Annotated in this window: 16 protein-coding genes and 1 tRNA gene; 4 read left to right on the top strand and 13 right to left on the bottom strand. The window is 70.3% G+C overall.

The window, feature by feature from the left end; translation table 11 throughout:
* Positions 1 to 37 precede the first annotated feature (37 nt).
* Positions 38 to 1,684 carry a hypothetical protein gene (locus ACWC5O_RS20125; RefSeq protein ID WP_450588609.1) on the top strand — a complete coding sequence of 549 codons (1,647 nt, stop codon included), beginning with the start codon at positions 38 to 40 and terminating at the stop codon, positions 1,682 to 1,684.
* A gap of 33 nt (positions 1,685 to 1,717) precedes the next feature.
* On the opposite strand, the gene ACWC5O_RS20120 is transcribed toward ACWC5O_RS20125, so the two are convergent.
* On the bottom strand, positions 1,718 to 2,275 hold the full coding sequence (locus ACWC5O_RS20120) for an HIT family protein (protein ID WP_450588607.1): 558 nt from the start codon (positions 2,273 to 2,275) through the stop codon (positions 1,718 to 1,720).
* 67 nt (positions 2,276 to 2,342) lie between these two features.
* Here ACWC5O_RS20120 and ACWC5O_RS20115 point away from each other — a divergent pair, with 67 nt between their 5' ends.
* Positions 2,343 to 3,002 (top strand): potassium channel family protein, encoded by a 660-nt coding sequence (locus ACWC5O_RS20115; RefSeq protein ID WP_450588605.1) that lies wholly within the window; start codon positions 2,343 to 2,345, stop codon positions 3,000 to 3,002.
* Between the two features lie 34 nt (positions 3,003 to 3,036).
* On the opposite strand, the gene thrS is transcribed toward ACWC5O_RS20115, so the two are convergent.
* From thrS to ACWC5O_RS20100, 3 genes are all read right to left on the bottom strand, one after another.
* A complete protein-coding gene (gene thrS / locus ACWC5O_RS20110; protein WP_450588603.1) occupies positions 3,037 to 5,013 on the bottom strand; it encodes a threonine--tRNA ligase in 1,977 nt (658 codons plus the stop codon).
* Between the two features lie 99 nt (positions 5,014 to 5,112).
* Positions 5,113 to 6,354 (bottom strand): hypothetical protein, encoded by a 1,242-nt coding sequence (locus ACWC5O_RS20105; RefSeq protein ID WP_450588601.1) that lies wholly within the window; start codon positions 6,352 to 6,354, stop codon positions 5,113 to 5,115.
* Positions 6,351 to 6,917 (bottom strand): DUF4365 domain-containing protein, encoded by a 567-nt coding sequence (locus ACWC5O_RS20100; RefSeq protein ID WP_450588600.1) that lies wholly within the window; start codon positions 6,915 to 6,917, stop codon positions 6,351 to 6,353. Before ACWC5O_RS20100 ends, ACWC5O_RS20105 begins: the two co-directional genes overlap by 4 nt.
* Before the next feature lie 168 nt (positions 6,918 to 7,085).
* Between ACWC5O_RS20100 and ACWC5O_RS20095 the strand changes: the two genes are divergently transcribed.
* Positions 7,086 to 7,811, top strand: a complete 726-nt coding sequence (locus tag ACWC5O_RS20095) for an exonuclease domain-containing protein (protein WP_450588598.1) — start codon at positions 7,086 to 7,088, stop codon at positions 7,809 to 7,811.
* A 48-nt stretch (positions 7,812 to 7,859) separates the two neighbouring features.
* Here ACWC5O_RS20095 and ACWC5O_RS20090 read toward each other — a convergent pair whose 3' ends face one another.
* The 9 genes from ACWC5O_RS20090 to ACWC5O_RS20050 form a co-directional block, all read right to left on the bottom strand.
* Complete coding sequence (locus ACWC5O_RS20090) at positions 7,860 to 9,254, bottom strand: DUF2207 domain-containing protein (protein ID WP_450588596.1); 1,395 nt, start codon at positions 9,252 to 9,254, stop codon at positions 7,860 to 7,862.
* The gene (locus tag ACWC5O_RS20085; protein WP_450588594.1) at positions 9,203 to 9,631 is read right to left on the bottom strand and encodes a DUF2207 domain-containing protein; all 429 of its coding nucleotides are present in this window, start codon (positions 9,629 to 9,631) and stop codon (positions 9,203 to 9,205) included. Before ACWC5O_RS20085 ends, ACWC5O_RS20090 begins: the two co-directional genes overlap by 52 nt.
* Positions 9,632 to 9,759: 128 nt before the next feature.
* A tRNA-Val gene (locus ACWC5O_RS20080) sits at positions 9,760 to 9,834 on the bottom strand.
* A 39-nt stretch (positions 9,835 to 9,873) separates the two neighbouring features.
* Positions 9,874 to 10,320: an SRPBCC family protein gene (locus ACWC5O_RS20075; RefSeq protein WP_450588593.1), complete on the bottom strand. Its 447-nt coding sequence runs from the start codon at positions 10,318 to 10,320 to the stop codon at positions 9,874 to 9,876.
* 124 nt (positions 10,321 to 10,444) lie between these two features.
* Positions 10,445 to 13,177, bottom strand: a complete 2,733-nt coding sequence (locus tag ACWC5O_RS20070) for an exo-rhamnogalacturonan lyase family protein (RefSeq protein WP_450588591.1) — start codon at positions 13,175 to 13,177, stop codon at positions 10,445 to 10,447.
* A 100-nt stretch (positions 13,178 to 13,277) separates the two neighbouring features.
* On the bottom strand, positions 13,278 to 13,868 hold the full coding sequence (locus tag ACWC5O_RS20065) for a hypothetical protein (protein WP_450588590.1): 591 nt from the start codon (positions 13,866 to 13,868) through the stop codon (positions 13,278 to 13,280).
* Positions 13,869 to 13,878: 10 nt separating this feature from the next.
* Positions 13,879 to 14,760 carry a carbohydrate ABC transporter permease gene (locus ACWC5O_RS20060; RefSeq protein WP_450588588.1) on the bottom strand — a complete coding sequence of 294 codons (882 nt, stop codon included), beginning with the start codon at positions 14,758 to 14,760 and terminating at the stop codon, positions 13,879 to 13,881.
* On the bottom strand, positions 14,757 to 15,716 hold the full coding sequence (locus ACWC5O_RS20055; protein WP_450588586.1) for a carbohydrate ABC transporter permease: 960 nt from the start codon (positions 15,714 to 15,716) through the stop codon (positions 14,757 to 14,759). Before ACWC5O_RS20055 ends, ACWC5O_RS20060 begins: the two co-directional genes overlap by 4 nt.
* Positions 15,717 to 15,727: 11 nt before the next feature.
* A complete protein-coding gene (locus ACWC5O_RS20050; RefSeq protein WP_450588584.1) occupies positions 15,728 to 17,014 on the bottom strand; it encodes an ABC transporter substrate-binding protein in 1,287 nt (428 codons plus the stop codon).
* A 330-nt stretch (positions 17,015 to 17,344) separates the two neighbouring features.
* On the opposite strand from ACWC5O_RS20050, the gene ACWC5O_RS20045 reads away from it, so the two are divergent.
* Positions 17,345 to 17,611: a hypothetical protein gene (locus ACWC5O_RS20045; RefSeq protein WP_450588582.1), complete on the top strand. Its 267-nt coding sequence runs from the start codon at positions 17,345 to 17,347 to the stop codon at positions 17,609 to 17,611.
* The last annotated feature ends 739 nt before the right edge of the window (positions 17,612 to 18,350 follow it).

The raw sequence follows: 18,350 nt of genomic DNA, 5'->3' as shown, positions 1-18,350 counted from the left end.
GGCCGCAGAAGCGACACCGGCGGCGATGGGGGCGGGAATGTCGGTTGGAACGGAGTGGGACGGACCGCAGGTGCCCGTGTCCGGCGACGAGGGCCAGGCGGCGACCTTCGCGCTGGCCTCGGCGGCCTACCGGGACAACGTGGTCGAGGACATCAAGAAGACCGACAACGAGTGGCACCAGTCGACGGTCAAGGCCGGCCGGATCGCCCTGCTCAGGCCCAACCTCGGCGAGGCCTTCTCGCGGGCCGTCGTCGACCGCATGCTCGCGCCGGGGCGCAAGCCGCTCATCCAGTCCTTCGGCGCCGAGCCCCAGGTCGTCGTGGAGCACTGCCTGGCGGCCAACAACATCCGCCGGGAGCGGGACAACCGGCTGTCCCTGGTCACGGTGGTGTGCGGCCTGATCTTCCTGCCGGGACTGATCGGCTGGCTGCTCGTCTTCCAGCTGCGCACGTACGTCACCAAGCGCGACGACAAGCGGGCCGGAGCGCTCGCCACCGCCCTGCTCGCCGGGGTCGGCGTGGTCGCCGCGCTCTTCCTGCTGAAGATGCCGTTCAGCGGATTCTGGGCGTGGTACGCGCGCGGATGCGTTGTCGCCCCGGTGCTGGGCTGGTTCTGGGCCAAGCAGATCTGCGAGCGCACCGCGAAGGACCTGCGGGCGCGCTGGGACGGTCTGCTCTCGGGCACCAGCGTCGGCGCCAAGGTCCCCGAGGCCGTGCCGCGCAGCCCCGGCGAGACCGCCGCCGAGCAGCTGCGCCAGTCGCTGGCCCGGCTCAGCGCCGAGCAGCAGTCCAACTCGGTCTTCTACGCCGGCCCCAAGGGCATACTCGGCATGGGCACCCGCTGGGGCGCCTGGCAGCTGGCCGAGGACCTGGTGCCCGCCGACCCCACCCGGGAGATCCACCCCTTCCGCAGCTGGGACGTCATACGCGCGATCCACGACCAGCTGCGCATGCTGGAGCGCGGCCCGCTGAACACCGGCGGCTTCCCGCGGCCCTCGATACGGCACTGGATCGTCACGCCGATCGGTGAGAACGCGAAGGCGGTGTCCCGGCCGGAGGGCACGGACGTCGAAGCGTTCCAGGTCAAGCCGCACGCCATACAGGACATCTGCAACAAGCAGCAGTTCGGCAGCGGTGACCGGCACTATCTGGGCGTGCAGTGGATCCTGTGGGACGGCCAGCTGGTCCTCACCATGCTGATCACGGTGACCGTGCTGCACGAGACGCTGCGCATCGAGGTGACCGGGCACGCGCTGGGGCCGGTGAACCCGCTGTTCCACGCGAAGCCGGAGGCGCCGACCAAGGAGGTCACCAAGTCCCTCAAGCCGTGGGAGACCCGCACGGTCAAGCTGCCGCTGATCCGCACCGACGAGGTGGTACGGCTCGCCGCGCGCGCCCCGCTGACCTGGTATCCGCCGCTTCTCAACTGGCTCGGCGGCTCCCTCGCCCTGCCCGAGCCCTTCGGCCTCCGGCACGCCTGGGCCGACCAGCCCTGGCGGCACCGCTTCATGGCCGACGACGCGTTGCGCGCGGCCACACCGGTGCTGCGGGTGGTGCACTCGGCCGCGCTCCGGGTCCTGGCGGAGAACGGCGTGGACACGGCGAAGTTCGGCAACCGCTCGTCCGTGCTCAGTGGTCTGGTGCAGGATGCGGCGCCGAAGAAGGCCGACCTGTACGACGCGTAGGGGGTGCCCCCTGCCAAGGGGGCACCCAGGGACCTACGCCGGCCAAGCCTCCGCCAGCATCTTCCGCGTGTCCGCCAACAGCTGCGGCAGCACCTTCGTGTGGCCGACCACCGGCATGAAGTTCGTGTCGCCGCCCCAGCGCGGGACGATGTGCTGGTGCAGGTGGGCCGCGATGCCGGCGCCGGCCACCGTGCCCTGGTTCATGCCGATGTTGAAGCCGTGCGCGCCGGAGGCGGTGCGCAGGGCCGTCATCGCCTGCTTGGTCAGCTCGGCCAGCTCGGCGGTCTCCGGCCCGGTCAGGTCGGTGTAGTCGGCCACGTGCCGGTAGGGCACGGTCATCAGGTGGCCGCCGTTGTACGGGTAGAGGTTGAGGACGGCGTACACATGCTCGCCGCGGCGGACGATCAGGCCGTCCTCGTCGGACTTGGCCGGGATGGAGCAGAAGGGGCAGCCGTCGCCGGCCCCCGGGCCGGTCGGCTTGTTCTCGCCCTGGATGTAGGCCATCCGGTGGGGTGTCCACAGGCGCTGGAACGCGTCCTGCGTCCCCACTCCCATCTGCTGCTCCGGCTCACTCGTCATGCAAGGCAGCATATGGCTTCGTCCCTTCGTGGCGTGTCGCCGGGGCGGCAGGACGGCGGTCACCGGCCAAGCTTGGCCGGTGGACGACGACAGCTCTCTGGCTCGCTGGGAGCAGCGAACCGAAATCCCCCTCTTCCTGGCGTCGCTGGTCTTCATCGGCGCCTATGCCACCCATGTCCTGGCCGTAGACATGCCGGCCTTCTGGCATGACGTGTGCCGGTTCACGATTCTGGGCCTCTGGTTGCTGTTCGCCGGGGACTACACGGTGCGCTGGAGGCTCAGCGGGCAGCCCTTCCCGCACTTCGTGACCACGCATTTCCTGCACACGGTCGTGGTCTTCCTGCCCCTGCTGCGTCCACTGCGGATCGTCCCGCTCTACGACGTCATCCAGAGACGGCGGGGAGAGCCCCTGCTCTCCCTGCACGCGCGCGTGATGGCTTACGCGAGCCTGTCCACCCTGCTGCTCGGCTTCTCCGGCGCCCTCGCGGTCTACCAGCAGGAGCGTGGAGCGCCCGGTGCCACCATGCTGACGTTCGGGGACGCCGTGTGGTGGACCGCCTCGACCCTGACCACGGTCGGCTACGGCGACATCACGCCGGTGACCCCGGGCGGCCGGGTGATCGCGACCGGGATGATGGTGGGCGGGCTGGCGCTGCTGGGTGCGGTGACGGGTTCGTTCTCGTCCTGGCTGATGCAGACCTTCACCCGCGAGAGCGACCGAAGGCCCCCGGGAAGCTGAACCCCGGGGACCTTCGTGCCGGACACGTGCCGGATCAGACCTGGGTCCGCTCCTCCACGACCTGCGCGATCTTGGCGATGGCCTCGTCGAACGGGATGCCGTTCTCCTGCGAGCCGTCGCGGTAGCGGAAGGACACCGAGCCGTTCGACATGTCCTCGTCGCCCGCGATGACCATGAAGGGCACCTTCTGCTTCTGGGCGTTGCGGATCTTCTTCTGCATACGGTCCGAGGAGGAGTCCACCTCGACGCGCAGGCCCTTCTTCCGGGCCGCCGCGGCGAACTTCTCCAGGTACTCGACGTGCCCGTCGCCGATCGGGATGCCGATCGCCTGGACGGGGGCCAGCCACGCCGGGAAGGCACCCGCGTAGTGCTCCAGGAGCACCGCGAAGAAGCGCTCGATGGAGCCGAAGAGGGCGCGGTGGATCATCACCGGGCGCTGCTTGGAGCCGTCCGGGCCGGTGTACTCCAGGTCGAAGCGCTCGGGCAGGTTGAAGTCGAGCTGGATGGTCGACATCTGCCAGGTGCGGCCGATCGCGTCCTTGGTCTGGACGGAGATCTTCGGGCCGTAGAAGGCGGCGCCGCCCGGGTCCGGGACGAGGGGCAGGCCCTGCTTCTCGGCGACCTGGCGCAGCGTCTCGGTCGCCTCCTCCCAGACCTCGTCGGAGCCGACGAACTTCTCCGGGTCCTTCGTGGACAGCTCCAGGTAGAAGTCGGTCAGGCCGTAGTCGCGCAGCAGGCCGAGGACGAAGGTGAGCGTCTTGTCCAGCTCCTCGGACATCTGCTCACGGGTGCAGTAGATGTGCGCGTCGTCCTGGGTGAAGCCGCGGGCGCGGGTCAGGCCGTGCACGACACCCGACTTCTCGTACCGGTACACGGTCCCGAACTCGAAGAGACGCAGCGGCAGTTCACGGTACGAGCGGCCGCGCGCGTCGAAGATCAGGTTGTGCATCGGGCAGTTCATGGGCTTGAGGTAGTAGTCCACGCCCTCGTCGAGCTGCATGGGCGGGTACATGCCCTCGGCGTACCAGTCCAGGTGCCCGGACGTCTCGAAGAGCTTCCCCTTCGTCGCGTGCGGGGTGTAGACGAACTCGTAGCCCTCCTCCTCGTGGCGGCGGCGCGAGTAGTCCTCCATCACGCGGCGGACGATGCCGCCCTTGGGATGGAAGACGGCGAGGCCGGAGCCGATCTGCTCGGGGATCGAGAAGAGGTCCAGCTCGTTGCCCAGCTTGCGGTGGTCGCGCTTCTCCGCCTCGGCGAGGAAGTCGAGGTACGCCTTCAGCTCGTCCTTGGACGGCCACGCGGTGCCGTAGATGCGCTGGAGCATCGGGTTCTTCTCGCTGCCGCGCCAGTAGGCGGCCGCGTTGCGCATCAGCTTGAACGCCGGGATGAGCCGGGTCGAGGGCAGGTGGGGACCGCGGCAGAGGTCCTTCCAGCACAGGTCGCCGGTCTTGGCGTCCAGGTTGTCGTAGATCGTCAGCTCGCCGGCGCCGACCTCGACGTCCGCGCCGTCGTCGTGCGACGCCGAGCCCTTGAGGCCGATCAGCTCCAGCTTGTACGGCTCGTCCGCCAGCTCATCGCGGGCGGCCTCGTCGGTGACGACGCGGCGGGAGAAGCGCTGGCCCCGCTTCTGGATCTCCTGCATCTTCTTCTCGATGGCCTTGAGATCCTCGGGCGTGAACGGCTTCTCGACGTCGAAGTCGTAGTAGAAGCCGTCCTTGACCGGCGGCCCGATGCCCAGCTTGGCCTCGGGGAACAGCTCCTGCACGGCCTGCGCCATGACGTGCGCGGTGGAGTGGCGCAGGATGTTCAGGCCGTCCTCGGAGGAGATCTCGACGCCCTCGACGTCGTCACCGTCGGACAGCTCGTACGCGAGGTCCTTCAGCTCACCGCCCACGCGCGCGGCGATGATCGACCGCTCGCCCGCGAAGAGGTCGGCGGCCGTAGTGCCCGTCGTCACCACGCGTTCTTCCCGCTCGGAATCGCGTTGGATGATCACACGGACGTCTGACACCGGTCTCTCCTGACTGAAGGTGGGGTGCGGCGCCATACCAGGAGCGCGCGCACAAGGGATCGTACCGACCCGACACCACCGACCGCGAAACGGTCACCCTCAGTCCTCGCCCCCGTACGCCTCCCCGTACGCCTCCTCGAAGAAGGTCCCTTCCTCATCGGTCCCCTGCAGGGATTTCATCAGCCGGTCCCGCTCGGCGTCGTCCACCTGCACGGGGACGACCCCGGAGGCACCGGTGAGCCTGCGGAAGCCGCCGCGGCGTTCGAGGCGGCCGTGCACCCGCACCGGGAGGCCGACGAGGTGGGCGTGGCCGGCGATGCGGTAGTCCTCCTCGTCCAGGGTGACGCGGACGTGCGGGACCTCGGCGCCCGCGAGCACCCGCAGCCGTACGGTGCCCTCGCCGCGCGGTCCGGAGCGGCGCAGGCGGACCACCGTGCCGGTGATCCGGACCGGCACGGAGGGTTCCCCCTGCAGGTAGCGGGCGCCGGCCGCGTGCAGCACGGGCAGGTCGCCGGGTGAGAACTCGACGGGTTCGGCGGAGGCGGCGCAGCCTTCGGGCACCCCTGCCCCGGGGGCCCAGGCGATGGCGATGCGGGCGCCTTCGGAGCCGCGGACGAGTGTGGTCAGCGCCTCGGTCAGCTCGCGGCTGACGCCGGCCTCGACGGCGCCGTCGAAGGCGTCCATGCCGCCGGTGGCCCGCTGGTAGTCGATGGCCTCGCGGGCCGCGTACAGGGCCTGGTGGAGGCGGACGGCGAGCGAGCGGCCGGTGGGGACGGGCACGAAGGCGGTCAGCCGGTGGCCTTCGGCGGTGGGGCCGACGAGGACGTTCTCCAGGAGCGCGGCGGCGGACCGGCGGTGCCGGGCTCCGTAGTAGCCGGCACGCGCGCGCGTGGCGAGCGCGGCGGCGAGGAGCATCTGGCGGGCCGCGGTGCGCAGGCGCTCGTCGACCGCCCAGGCGGAGGCGCCGACGGGCCCGCTCGGGGTGTCCCGCCGCCAGCGGATCTCGTCGCTGGGCACGGCGAGGGAGATCAGCACCTCGCGCGCGGCGGGGGTGTCGCTGCGGGCGAGTGCGTCGAGGGCCTCGCCCAGCAGGTCGTCGCTGTCGGGCAAGGCCCGGTTCTCGGGCACCAGCAGGCTGGTCCCGCTGCCGCCCGGTCCGGGCGGGGTCCAGCGGCCGTAGCGCCCGGCCGCTCCCCCGCGCCGCTGCCAGCCGTGCCTGCGCAGCAGGGCGCCGAGCACGGCGGGGTCGACCTCGGCGGGGTCGGGCGGCCGGTTCCAGGCCAGGTCGTCGGGGTGCGGCCGGACCTGCCGGGCCGGCTCGTCGTACGGACGGATCCTCATGGCCTGCCTCCCGTCCCGACCCGCGTCATGATCTCGCACAGCGCACGGTCGTCGAAGATGCGCGAGGTCGGTATCCGCACGGTGCTCCGGTGCCGGCCGGTGACCGGGTGGCCGGCGAGGTTGACCCAGTAGCAGCAGTGCCTGAGGTCGAGCCGGTCGTGGCTGGCGCGCAGCCAGTCGTCCTGGGAGCGCGGAACCAGCATGACGACCAGGATCTTGTGCACCGAGACGGGCGTGCGGGCGAGTTTGCGCAGGTGGTCGTTGTCGAGCGTGAAGGAGAAGAAGCGGCCCGGGGGGTTCGGCGGGACCTGGTAGGTGCACTTGAGCTGCACCTTGATGGTGACCTCGTCGTCGACGGTGTGTCCGGGTGCGCTGTGGCTGACGTGCCAGTCGATGCCGTTGTCCGGGAAGGGCTGGGACAGCGAGCAGCCCGCCGCGGCGGCGACCGCGTGCAGATATCCGACCTGCAGTGTCTCCATGCAGGCCGTGGTGGCGAGCGTGCCGCGGACGGTGCCCGTGCGTTCGGGCAGCAGCCCGCCCCGCTCGGGCTGCGCTATGGCCATGACCAACAGCCTTCCAAGCCAAGAGTTTCCCCGCTGCGGGCTGCTGAACTGCAAAGACCCGCACTCCTGTTGTGTCCTCGCGGCGTACGGCGCAAACGGCCCGGGTATCACCAAACGGGCAGAAGACGGAACTTCATCTGCCGTGGGTGAACGAGGAGTTGGGTTGGGATGACGTACTGGTACGAGGGGGCGCTGGCCGCCTTCGACACGGAGACGACGGGCGTCGACGTGGAGACCGACCGGATCGTGTCGGCCGCCGTCGTCGTCCAGGACGCGCCGGGCACCCGGCCCCGGGTCACCCGCTGGCTGGTGAACCCGGGCGTGCCGGTGCCGGAGGCGGCGACGGCGGTGCACGGTCTGACGGATGAACACCTGCAGCACAACGGCCGCTGGCCGGCGCCGGTGATGTTCGAGATAGCCGAGCAGCTGGCCGAGCACGCGGCGATGGGCCGCCCGCTGGTGGTGATGAACGCGCCGTTCGATCTCACGCTGCTGGACCGGGAGTTGCGCCGGCACCGCGCCTCCTCGCTGGACCGCTGGTTCGAGGCGAGCCCGCTGCACGTGCTGGATCCCCGGGTCCTGGACAAGCACCTGGACCGCTACCGCAAGGGCCGGCGCACGCTGACCGACCTGTGCGCGCACTACGGCGTGACGCTGGAGGGCGCGCACGACGCGGCGGCGGACGCGCTGGCCGCGCTGGACGTCGTACGCGCCGTGGGCCGCCGTTTCGCGACCCGGCTGGAGCGTCTGGCTCCTGCCGAGCTGCACACGCTCCAGGCCACCTGGCACGCGGCGCAGGCCCGCGGTCTTCAGGCGTGGTTCGCGCGCAGCGGCTCGGAGGAGATCGTCAGCACGGAGTGGCCGCTGCGGCCGGAGCTGCCGGCGGCGGCGTGACGGAGGGGGCGTGAGGGAGCGGGGCGCCGCGGCCGGCGCCCCCGGACATCACCAGGAGCCGCCGCCTCCGCCCCCGGCGCCGCCGCCGACCCCGCCGCTGGAGGAACCGCCTCCACCGCCCCCGCCGGAACCGCCGGAGCTGGAGGGCGGGGCGGCGCTGGACAGAACCACGGCGGCGAGCAGGACGTCGGTGGAGTCGAGGGAGAATCGCCACGGCGCCCTCGCTGTCGATGTCGAAGCGCCGATGGCCCGTTCCCAGGCGGATTCGACACCGAGGGCCACCGCCCATGCCGTGTAACGATCCGCCTGCTCCCCGACGGGCAGTTCACCAGGACAGCCGGCCGGGTCGGCCAGGTAGCGCCGAAACGCCTCGACCCGGAGCCAGAGCGCGGTGCCGCGCGGGGTGCGCCGGTCCAGCTCCCAGACCCGGGCCAGAAGGGCGACGCCGAGACCGGCGGCGAAGGCGCCGACGAGCAGGACGGGGAGTCCGGCCGCGATCCGACGGCCGTTCAGGATGCCGCCGGTGACCGCGAGGACGAAGCCGAGCAGCGCCGCGGCCAGATCGGCCCCACGTGCCCCTAGGACACGCTTCGTGGCGGACCTGTCCCACAGGTCGCTCCCCATGCGCCAGTTCTCCAGCTCCCGGGAGAGGTCCTGCCAGCCCTCCCGGAACCAGTGGTCGCGCGATCCGAGGGCCAGGCTGGTACGGGTGGAGAACATCTTGTCCAGTACGTCCCTGACCTCCCGGTTCACCGGCCGGCCCTCGGCGTCGTGCCGCTCCAGGACCGGATACTCGTCATCCCCGTCGATGGCGATATGGCCGTCGGCCGCGGCGCTGAGCAGCCAGGCCACCTTGTGCTGGTCCGTGACCGTCTCGACGCGCAGGATGCCGCCCTGCGCCGGAGTCAGCTCGTCGGGCGGCGCGGCGGACGGGGTGACCGTGCGGGCGAGCCGCTCGATCTCGACGCGCCGCACCCGCCCGCCGTCCTCCACCACACGGTCGCGCCCGATGAACCGAAGCGCGCAGACCGTCAGCGCGGCGCAGGCCAACGCCACGGCGAGGAAGATCCCACCGCCCCGCATCGGATGCGGAAGGGTCGTGCCGACGGCCTTGCCGGTGGGTGCCGCGGGCAGGGCCGCCGTGCTCGCGGTCCTGGTCCTGTCGGCCGTGGCATAGAGGGTGAGGCCCTCATGGCCGCTGAGCTTGTCGAGCTTGACGACGAGGTGGCCCGGCTCGCCCTGCCGGGCCGTGCAGGGCTTCCCGTCGTCCCAACTGCCGTGTACGCAGCGGATGCGGGTGAAGCCGTACGCGTCGACGACATGGATCTCCACGTCGGCCCGGTCGACCTTCCAGCCGGTGCCGACCGCGTCCCAGGCGAGCTTGCGGCCCTTCACCACGTCCGGGAGCGTGTACTCGATGCGGTAGCGGTGGACTCCGCCCACCCTGTGGTGGGGGTCGCCCACCTTGAGGCGCTCGGCGTAGCCCTCCCTGCCGTTCTCGTCCCGGTAGAGTCGCCGATCGTGCCTTCATAGGGGACCTTGTGGCCGTCCATGGTGGCGCGGACGCCCTTGTCGTAGAAGTCCGCGTCCGGCACGTCACGGTAGATGCCGTGGGTTTCGCCCGAGTGCCCGAAGTCGTAGTCGATGACCTCGGTGATCCGGGCGCTGCCGTCGGCGCGGATCACGGCGCCGACCCAAATCGACGTGACCCGCTCCTTGTTCGAGAGAGCCTGGGCGACGGCGGCGACCCCGCCGAACACCACCAGGACGACGACGATGACGATCAGCGACCGCACCCTGCGCCGTCGTATGGAGGTCACCTTCCCCCGTCTTCTCTTTCTCCCGCTTCCCCACCGCTCATGAGACCCCCTCGAAGACGCGCAGCAGACGCGAAACCATTCGGCGCATACGACAAGGCCGACCTGCATGTGCAGGTCGGCCTTGTCGGTGGTGGGCGATACTGGGTTCGAACCAGTGACCTCTTCGGTGTGAACGAAGCGCTCTCCCACTGAGCTAATCGCCCGGGAACGCACTGAACAATACAGGTCCCTGCGGTGTTACTTCAAACCGCTTCCAGGTGGCGCAGCAGTCCGCGCCGCCCTGCTGCCATCATCAGCCGGTGGTTGAGCCGGAAGACGGGGCGTCCCGGCACGGCCAGCCGTCTGAGCAGGGGCCTGGTGACGTCGACGACCTGGTCGTAGCGGGCCAGCGTGCCCGCGCCGTCGGCCGTGACCGTCCAGCGGACCCAGCCTTCGATGTCTCCGGACACGGCGATCTCCAGGACACCGGCGGCCGGGTCGCGGCGCGTCTCGCGCGCGGTGAAGGTCATGGCGTACGGCAGCACGGAGCGGATGGTGATGACGCCGGTGCTGTCGTCGAGCCGGGTCAGCGCCCGTACCTGCGGCCACCAGTCGGGATAGCCCTCGGGCCGCTCCAGCACCGCGTACACCGCGGCCGGCGGGGCGGGCAGGGACCACAGGCTGCGAAAGCGGTAGTGGGTCCAGTCCATGTCCGAGAGTCTGCCCTGGTGGACGCCTTGATCTGAGTACGCGTACTCATGCGCCGTGCCGTGACGCGAACCACACTCGGGGGACGAGCGCCGCCGCCCGTGCGACGGCGCTCCCCCAATGCTGTCAGCTGGGCATCTTGTCGCCGAGCAGGGCGAGGTTCTCGATGGCCGCGAGGCCGTACAGCGCGGTGTCGTTGGTCGACACCCAGCTCGCCTCGCTCCCTTCGACCAGCGTGGCCGGTCCGGTCAGCTTCTCGGTCTTCCACGGCGAGGACTCGGTGTAGCCGTCGGAGCTGTAGAACTTGGTCCAGGCGCGCTTGGCGAGCGCCGCGTCACCGGTCTGTACGGCGGCGTAGGCGTCCAGGCGCGAGTGGCCCTGGAAGAGCAGCAGGGTGCCGAAGTTGCTGCCGTAGCGGGCCGCCTGTTCGGCCTTGGTGGCGTTGAAGTAGCGGCAGTAGTCGAGGTAGGCCTCCTTGAACTTCGGCAGGTCGACCAGGTCGATGAGCTCGGCGCACAGCTCGCCCAGGCCGAAGACGGCCGAGAGGTGGGAGACCGCCACCACCGGCTTGTCGGCGACGGCGAACCTGCCGGTGTCGATGTCGTACAGTCCGCTGCCCTGGACGAAGCCGTTGGGCTGGGCGGCGATGGTCTCCATGGTGGACAGGACCCGGGCCTTGGCCTTCTCCCACTTGGGGCCCTTGCGCTCCCACTCCGTCAGCCACGCCGACACCAGTCCGCTCCAGTCGGTGCCGAAGCCGATCGACAGGGCGTGCGGGTCAGGGGTGTACGGGTCGGTGCGGACCTTGCGCTGCGGGTCGAGGACGAGGAACGTCTCGTCGGAGTCGACGTTGGCGCGCATGAGGTCGCCGACGCGTTCGTCGGCGGTGAGGAAGTAGTAGAAGCGCCGGTAGGTGGTGTTGGCGATGCGCTGCTGCTTGGCGCTGTCGGCGAAGTGCTGGACGCCGTGCCGGGTGCCGAGGCCGGCCCACTTGCCGAGGTGGTAGACGTCGACCTCGCCGGTGTGCCGGGTCATCGCCTCGGCGAAGCGGAAGATGTCGCAGCGGCCGCTTCTGAGGTACGCGTACCAGAGCCACAGGTCCGGCGAGAGCTCGGAGTTGTCCCAGGCGTAGCCGCCGACGTCGTACCGCCACACGTGCCGGGCCGAGTCATAGGTGTGCATGATGTCGCCGTAGTCCCAGAAGCCGTACCAACGGCGCATCTCCACCTGGTCCTTGTAGTAGGTGAAGAGGAAGTCGAGGTGGTCCTCGATCTTCGCTTTGGCGGCGGTGGAGCGGTCCGGCTCGGAGTAGAGGCCGGGGCCGAAGACCCTGGCCTTGATGAGCTGCTTGGGCGGGGCGGCGAGCTGTGGCAGCGTCCGGACGGCCGTCACCTGGTCGGCGAGGGTCTCGGCGGCGGGCGTCGACTCGTTGGCCCAGAAGAGGAGTTCGGAGGTGCGGGCGATGCCGTAGGGGGTGCCGAACTCCGGCTCGTAGTCCTCGTAGGTGATGTTGAGGCCTTCGAGCTGCTCGGCGTAGGTGTCCTGGCCCATGCCGTCGTGGTAGAAGCGCAGGTCCATGGGCTGTGCCTCGGGCGACCAGAGCCAGAGGGTGACGGTGGCCTCGCCGGTGTGGGCGTCGCGGATGTCGAGCTGGGCGGGGAACTTCTCCCAGAAGTCCCTGAGGCCGAAGGAGAAGCCGCCGCTCGCGCCGCCGACGTAGCCGAAGCCGGAGGCCCGCCCCCCGCCGCCGGCGGTGATCCAGCCGTAGCCCTTCTTGGTGCGCTTGCGCAGGGTGAAGCCGTCGGCGGAGAGCTGGGAGAGGGTGTAGTCGCCCCAGTGCGGGATGTACTGCAGGCGGGTGGTGACGCGTTGGTCCCAGGTGGCGGGGTCGGGCAGCTTCCGGCCCGCGTACTGGGCGGCCTGGACGGCGGCGCCCGGGTCGCGGCGCAGCCCGGTGATGCCCTGGACGGCCTCCCGCAGCAGGCCGGTGCCCTCGCCGCCGATGCGGATGTGCCGGTCGTAGGCCGCGTCCCGCATCGGCACGGCGAACCGTACGCCGAGCCCGCGGATGAAGTCACCGCCGGCCTTCCCGGGCTCCAGCGTGCCGTCGTAGGTGATGGTGTGCACCATGCGGAAGGACTCGGAACCGGCGTAGAAGTACAGCCGGATCGAGAACGGCAGCCAACTGCGGTCGCCCTTGCGGTGCTTGCCGTCGATGCGGACCACCGCGCGGACCGGGCCGTCCTGTTCGACGGTGACCTCGTCGATCGCGCCGTCGAAGCGCTCCGTCCTGACCGTTCCCTGGTCCTCGTCCTCGGCCTCGGGCTGCCGGACGAGCACCAGCCGCCCGTTCCTGGCGATCTCGGTCGAGCCGCGGATGACCGACTTGATGAGGGTCGAGCCGTTCTTGCCGATCTTCGCGGTGATGACACCGGCGGAGACGTCGATGGTGCCGCCGCTCTTGTCGACGGTGACCTTCTGGTCGGGGGCCTTGGGGGTGCCGGTCGTGAGGGTGAGCTTGCCGGAGCCCGAACTGACCGCGTGCGCGGTCCACTTGAGGGAGCCGTCGGGCCAGTGGGCGAGCGGCCAGGTCTGTACGGGGACGTCCTTGCCGTCGGCGTCCGTGAGCGCGAAGGTCTGGTCCTCCTGGTAGGCGCCCATCGGCCAGGGCACGCCGACGGTGGAGCCGGGCGCGGCGCCGAGGCCGCCTTCCTCCAGCCAGTCCAGCGTCACCGGGTCGGCGCCGTCGGCCGCGGGCGCGGCCTGCGCGTCGCTCGCCCCCAGTGCCCAGCTGAACCGGGCGGCGGCTCCGGCGACGGCGGCCGCCTTGAGGAGGGACCTGCGGGGGATGGGAGACATGGTCTTTCCTTCCGTGCGGGCACGTGCGAGCTGGTCAGGGGCATGACAGATACAGGTGCGGCGCCCCGGGACACCGACCTTGATCGAGGGCACCGCAGGCTCAGCGGTGCCGGTACCGCTCCTCCACGGCGACGGCCGCCGCCGCGACGGCCCCGAGCACGGGGACCGCCAGTGGTGCGATGAGCAGAGCGGAACAGCAGGTCAGGACCGCTCCGCCGACGAGCAGGAAGGATCCGGCGGGGTCGAGGACCGTACGGCGGCCCGCGTCGGCGAGCAGGGCGCGCCAGCGGCTCCCCGGTGTCCACACGGCCGCCGTGCGCAGCCCGGCCACAGCGAGGCCGAGCAGCGCGAACAGGCCCACGGCACCGGCGAGCGGCCCGCCGGGCAGCCCCGCGCGCACGGCCTGGACGTCCACCCGGACCAGCGCCACCGCGACCCACCCGACGGCCCCGACGGCCCAGCCGCCGCGCAGCGCGCCCCGGAAGTCGGCGACGAACTCCCGCAGGCCGCCGCCCTCATGAGCCGTACGACGGCGCAGATGCCGGGCGCCGGCGGCGAATGCGGCCGGGTACGTGACGACTCCGAGGGAGGCCACCGCGATCCACACACCGGCGAGCAGACACTCGGCGAAGACCCCGAACCTCTCCGCGAGCAGGGACTCCCTGCGCGGCTTCACACGTGCTTCCGTCATGGTGCCTGCCTCAGCCCTTCAGTCCGGAGGTCGCCATGCCGTCGATCAGGTACCGCTGGAAGGCGAGGAAGAACAGCAGCACCGGCAGCAGCGCGACCAGGGACATGGCGATCATGCCGCCGTAGTTGGCGGCCACGCCGTCGGAGTCGCGGAACATCATCAGGCCGAGGGAGACGGTGTACTTGCCGGGCTCGTTGAGGTAGATCAGCGGGCCCATGAAGTCGTTCCAGGCGTTGATGAAGGTGAAGATCGCACTGGTGATCAGCGCGGGCCGGCACAGCGGCAGCACGATCGACCAGTAGATGCGCAGGTGGCCGCAGCCGTCGAGCCGGGCGGCCTCGTCCAGCTCGCGGGGCAGGCTGCGCATGAACTGGACCATGAGGAAGACGAAGAAGGCCTCGGTCGCGAGGTACTTGCCGATCAGCAGCGGGGCGTAGGTGTTGATCCAGCCCAGCTTCTGGAACATCACGTACTGCGGGATCAGCAGCACGTGGTACGGCAGCAGCAGCGTGCCGATCATGAGGGAGAACAGCAGGTTGCGCCCGGCGTACCTGATGCGCGCGAAGGCGTACGCGGTCAGCGAGCAGGAGATGAGGACGCCTGCGACGGCACCGAGCGCGTAGACGAGGGAGTTCTGGAAGAAGGTCCGGATCGAGATGTCCGCGACGCCGTCGGCCAGGCCCTTGAAGTTGCCGAGGATCGGGTGGGACGGGAACAGCGTGAGGCTGTTGATGATGTCCCTGCCCGGCTTGAACGAGGCCCCGACCACCCAGACGACCGGGTACAGGATGACGGCGAGGATCAGCAGGGCGCCCAGATGCCAGACCAGCGAGCCGGTGCGCCTGCGGGCCGCTCCCCCGCTCAGGGAGGCCGAGGGTTCGGGGGAGCTCATCGGGCGTCCTCCTCGTAGTGCACCCACCTCTTCTGGGACCAGAAGAGGACGGCCGTCACCAGGGCCACGGCGAGCAGCAGCATCCAGGCCATGGCGGCGGCGAAGCCCATCTGGGCGTTCTTGAAGCCCTGCTGGTACAGGTAGCAGGTGTAGACGAGCGTGGCGTCGGCCGGCCCGCAGTAGGTGTTGGAGACCACGTAGGCCGAGCCGAAGATCTGGAAGGAGTGGATGGTCTCCAGGAGCACGTTGAAGAACAGCACCGGGGAGATCATCGGCAGGGTGACGTTCCAGAACTTCCGGAAGGGTCCCGCGCCGTCCATCTCGGCGGCCTCGTACAGCTCCCTGGGCACCTGCTTGAGCCCGGCCAGGAAGATGACCATGGGCGCCCCGAACTGCCAGACGGTCAGCGCGACCAGGCAGTACAGCACCCAGTCGGCGTTGCCGACCCAGCCGCCGACGTGGAAGCCGAGGAAGGTCTGGGTACGGTCCACGACGGCGCCGTCGGAGAAGAGCGAACGCCAGACGAAGCCGACCGAGACGCTCGCGCCGATGAGCGAGGGGGCGTAGAAGGCGGCCCGGTAGAAGGACTGGCCGCGGCGGCTCTGCGCGAGGAGCAGGGCGACACCGAGGGCGAGCAGCAGCTTCAGCGGGGTGCCGATGACGACGTACTTGGCCGTCACCTCCACCGACTTCTGCCAGCGCGGGTCGTCGAACATCTTGGTGAAGTTGTCGAACCCGACCCACTTCGGAGTGTTGAAGAGGTTGTAGTCGGTGAACGCGAAGTACAGCGAGGCCACCATCGGGCCCGCGGTCAGCAGCAGGAAGCCGGCGATCCACGGGGACATGAAGAGGTAGCCGGCGAGGTTCTCCCGGCGGCGGCCCGGCCGCCCCGCGGTGGCGCGGGCGGCCGGGCGTGCCTCGCGGGTGGCGGGCACGGAGTCCTTGACGAGCGTCACGGCACGTCCCATCAGGCCTGGAAGGCGGCCTCGGACTCGGTGAAGAACTGCTTCACCGCGTCCGCGACCTTGCTCTTGCCCTGCCCGAGGTCGCCGCCGAGGCGCAGGAAGGCGGCCTCGATGGTGTCGGCACCGGAGGGGTGCGGGGTGATCGTGCCGAGGACGCCGGACTTGGCGGTGTCCTCCTCGTACTGCGCGATCTCCTTGTTCACCGCGTCGGTCGGCTTGAACGCCTCGTACTGCTCGGTGCTCGCGAGGATGCCGCGGTCGTAGCCCATGATCTTGCCGACCTCGGGGTCGTGGACCATGAAGTCGATGAACTGGGCGACCTCCTTGGGGTGGGAGGTGCGGGCGGAGGCGCTCAGCATCAGGGAGGCGAGGTACTGGCCGGTGTTCTTGCCGTCGGTCGTGGGGATCGGGGCCAGGCCGTATGTGCTGTCGCCTTCCGCGGAGTAGCGGACGGTGAAGTTGTCCCAGGTGAACTCCGAGGCGCCGTGGCCGGCGGAGAGGGAGGACTTGGGCATGTCCTGCTGGACGACCTTCGGGTCGGTGACGATGCCGGCCTTGACGCGGTTGTAGCCGTCCGTCCACCACTCCGTCAGGTCGGACTTGTCGAAACCGAGTCCGTCCTTGGTGAAGAAGGCCTTCCCGTTCTGGCGGAGGTAGAGGTCGTACAGGTACATGATGGCGAAGTAGCCGGTGTCCCCGGCGACCTTCGTCCTGTCGTGGATGGTCTTCAGGGCCTTGAAGTACTCGTCCCAGGTCCAGCCCGGCTGCGGCTCGACGCCCGCCTTCTGGAAGACCTTCTTGTCGATGACGAGCGCCATGGTGTTGGAACCGACGGGAACGCCGAGCTGCTTTCCGTCGACCTCGCCGACCTTAGTGGCGCCGGCGCGGAAGTGATCCAGGCTCAGATTGCCCGCCTGCACCTGGGACTTGAGGTCCAGAAGAATTCCGCGCTTGTCGTACTTCCGAAGAAATGTGACGGCGTTCTGGAAAACATCCGGGGGATTTCCGCCGGCCGCCTGCGTCTGGAACTTCTCCCAGAACGACTGGTACGTCTGAAAGTCGGTCTTGACCTTGATCTTCGGGTACTTCTTCTCGAAGAGCGCGATCGTCTGGTTGATCTTCTTGGCCCGTTCCTCGGCACCCCACCACGAGTAACGGATCGTCACCGTCCCGTTCCCGGAACCGCTTTCGCCACCACACCCGGTCGCCGTGGCGAGCCCGAGCGCGGCGGCCGAGGCCCCGGCCGCCTTCAGGATCGTACGCCTCTCAAGATTCCTGCCGGTTCCCACAGTCGGGCCCCTCCCCGCAGCGTCGTCGCCGCATGAATCGTTTCAAGTAAGCGCTTGCTGGCACAAGTTACGGAGGGGCCGGAGGTGCGTCAATGATTCGGACAGGATTTTCTTCGCGGCGGGGGTCGGCGCGCGGGCCGTCCAGCCGGTGTGCGGGGGCGCGTGGGCGGGGAGATGGCGCAGGTCGGGGGTCACTGTCCGGCGGGCAGGGAGGCGGGCCGACCGATCGGAAGCCGTGGCCCGCGCGGAGCGGTCCCACGGGACGAAGCGGCCACGGCCGTCGAGGACGTACGGGCGGCAAGGCGCGGCAGGACGCCCGGAAACGCGTCGGTGGCGTCGCTCGCGCCGCCGGCCGAGGGACAGCCGCGGTGGGCCCTGGAAGGGCGGTTCGGTACCGATCGAGCCGAGCTGAGCCCGCAGCAGGCGGTCTTCGGGGGTCTGGAGGCCCTCGATGTCGTACCCCCAGGTCACGAGGGCGTCGAGTGCGCGCACGCGGCGGTGGGGCTCGGCACTGGCGGCGAGAAGCCGGCGGGCGCGACCAGCGAGGTCCGCGCGATGGGGCGCGGGGAGCGGCAGCCAGAGGGGCGGCGGCCATGAACGCGGCGGTGGACACCTCCGGGTCGTCGTCGTGCAGGAACGGGGCCACGGCCTGGTAGAACGCCGGGCGGGAGGCGAGCAGGGGCTTCCTCGTCCGGAGTGGGCGGCCGCCCGGATCTCCTGGCGGCCTCGGCGTTCTCGGCCGCGTGGCCGAGGGGGGCGCCCAGCCGGCTCAGCAGCTCTCCCCGCAGTGGGCGCGGTCGGTATGCGTCGCCGGTGTGCGGGTACGAGCCCACGGCCGCGGTGCGGGGGTCGGAGGGGATCGCGGCGATGTACCGGACGGCGGGTACCGCGGCCGGGTGGATCCACCCTTCCAGGTGCAGCAGCTCCAGGTCGCTGTCACGACCCTGGCCTGGACTGCCGGATCGGGATGGAGGAGTGCGCGCAGCGCGGCCGGCACCTCCGCAGCGGAGCCGCGGGCGTGCCGCAGACCGCGAGGTCGGGCTTCGGCCGCAGCGGCGGAGGTGATTCGGGCGGGCGGCTCGTGGGTGCGGACACAGTCGGGTCCCGGAACGATGATCCACCGGACGGCGTAACGTCCACGGTGACCTTTGGGGAGCGTGCACACGACGACGACTAGTTCTATTCAGACAGTCAGGATGTGAATAGAGATAGCAACAGGAGGAGGCAGACGATGTCGGGACCCCGCCCCGTACGAGCACCGCGCGGCAGCCGGAGTCGACCGCCCTGTATCGGGTGGTCCACGAGCAGCCCGATCTCACCCATGTGCCGCACGACC

The organism is Streptomyces sp. NPDC001450 (assembly GCF_053597295.1).
This window is presented reverse-complemented; position numbering and strand designations above follow the sequence as displayed.

Coding starts and splice junctions, on each gene's coding strand:
- ACWC5O_RS20125 (WP_450588609.1), top strand. CDS start 38: ATGTCGGTTGGAACGGAGTGGGACGGACCGCAGGTGCCCGTGTCCGGC.
- ACWC5O_RS20120 (WP_450588607.1), bottom strand. CDS start 2,275: ATGCTGCCTTGCATGACGAGTGAGCCGGAGCAGCAGATGGGAGTGGGG.
- ACWC5O_RS20105 (WP_450588601.1), bottom strand. CDS start 6,354: ATGAGGATCCGTCCGTACGACGAGCCGGCCCGGCAGGTCCGGCCGCAC.
- ACWC5O_RS20100 (WP_450588600.1), bottom strand. CDS start 6,917: ATGGCCATAGCGCAGCCCGAGCGGGGCGGGCTGCTGCCCGAACGCACG.
- ACWC5O_RS20095 (WP_450588598.1), top strand. CDS start 7,086: ATGACGTACTGGTACGAGGGGGCGCTGGCCGCCTTCGACACGGAGACG.
- ACWC5O_RS20075 (WP_450588593.1), bottom strand. CDS start 10,320: ATGGACTGGACCCACTACCGCTTTCGCAGCCTGTGGTCCCTGCCCGCC.
- ACWC5O_RS20070 (WP_450588591.1), bottom strand. CDS start 13,177: ATGTCTCCCATCCCCCGCAGGTCCCTCCTCAAGGCGGCCGCCGTCGCC.
- ACWC5O_RS20065 (WP_450588590.1), bottom strand. CDS start 13,868: ATGACGGAAGCACGTGTGAAGCCGCGCAGGGAGTCCCTGCTCGCGGAG.
- ACWC5O_RS20060 (WP_450588588.1), bottom strand. CDS start 14,760: ATGAGCTCCCCCGAACCCTCGGCCTCCCTGAGCGGGGGAGCGGCCCGC.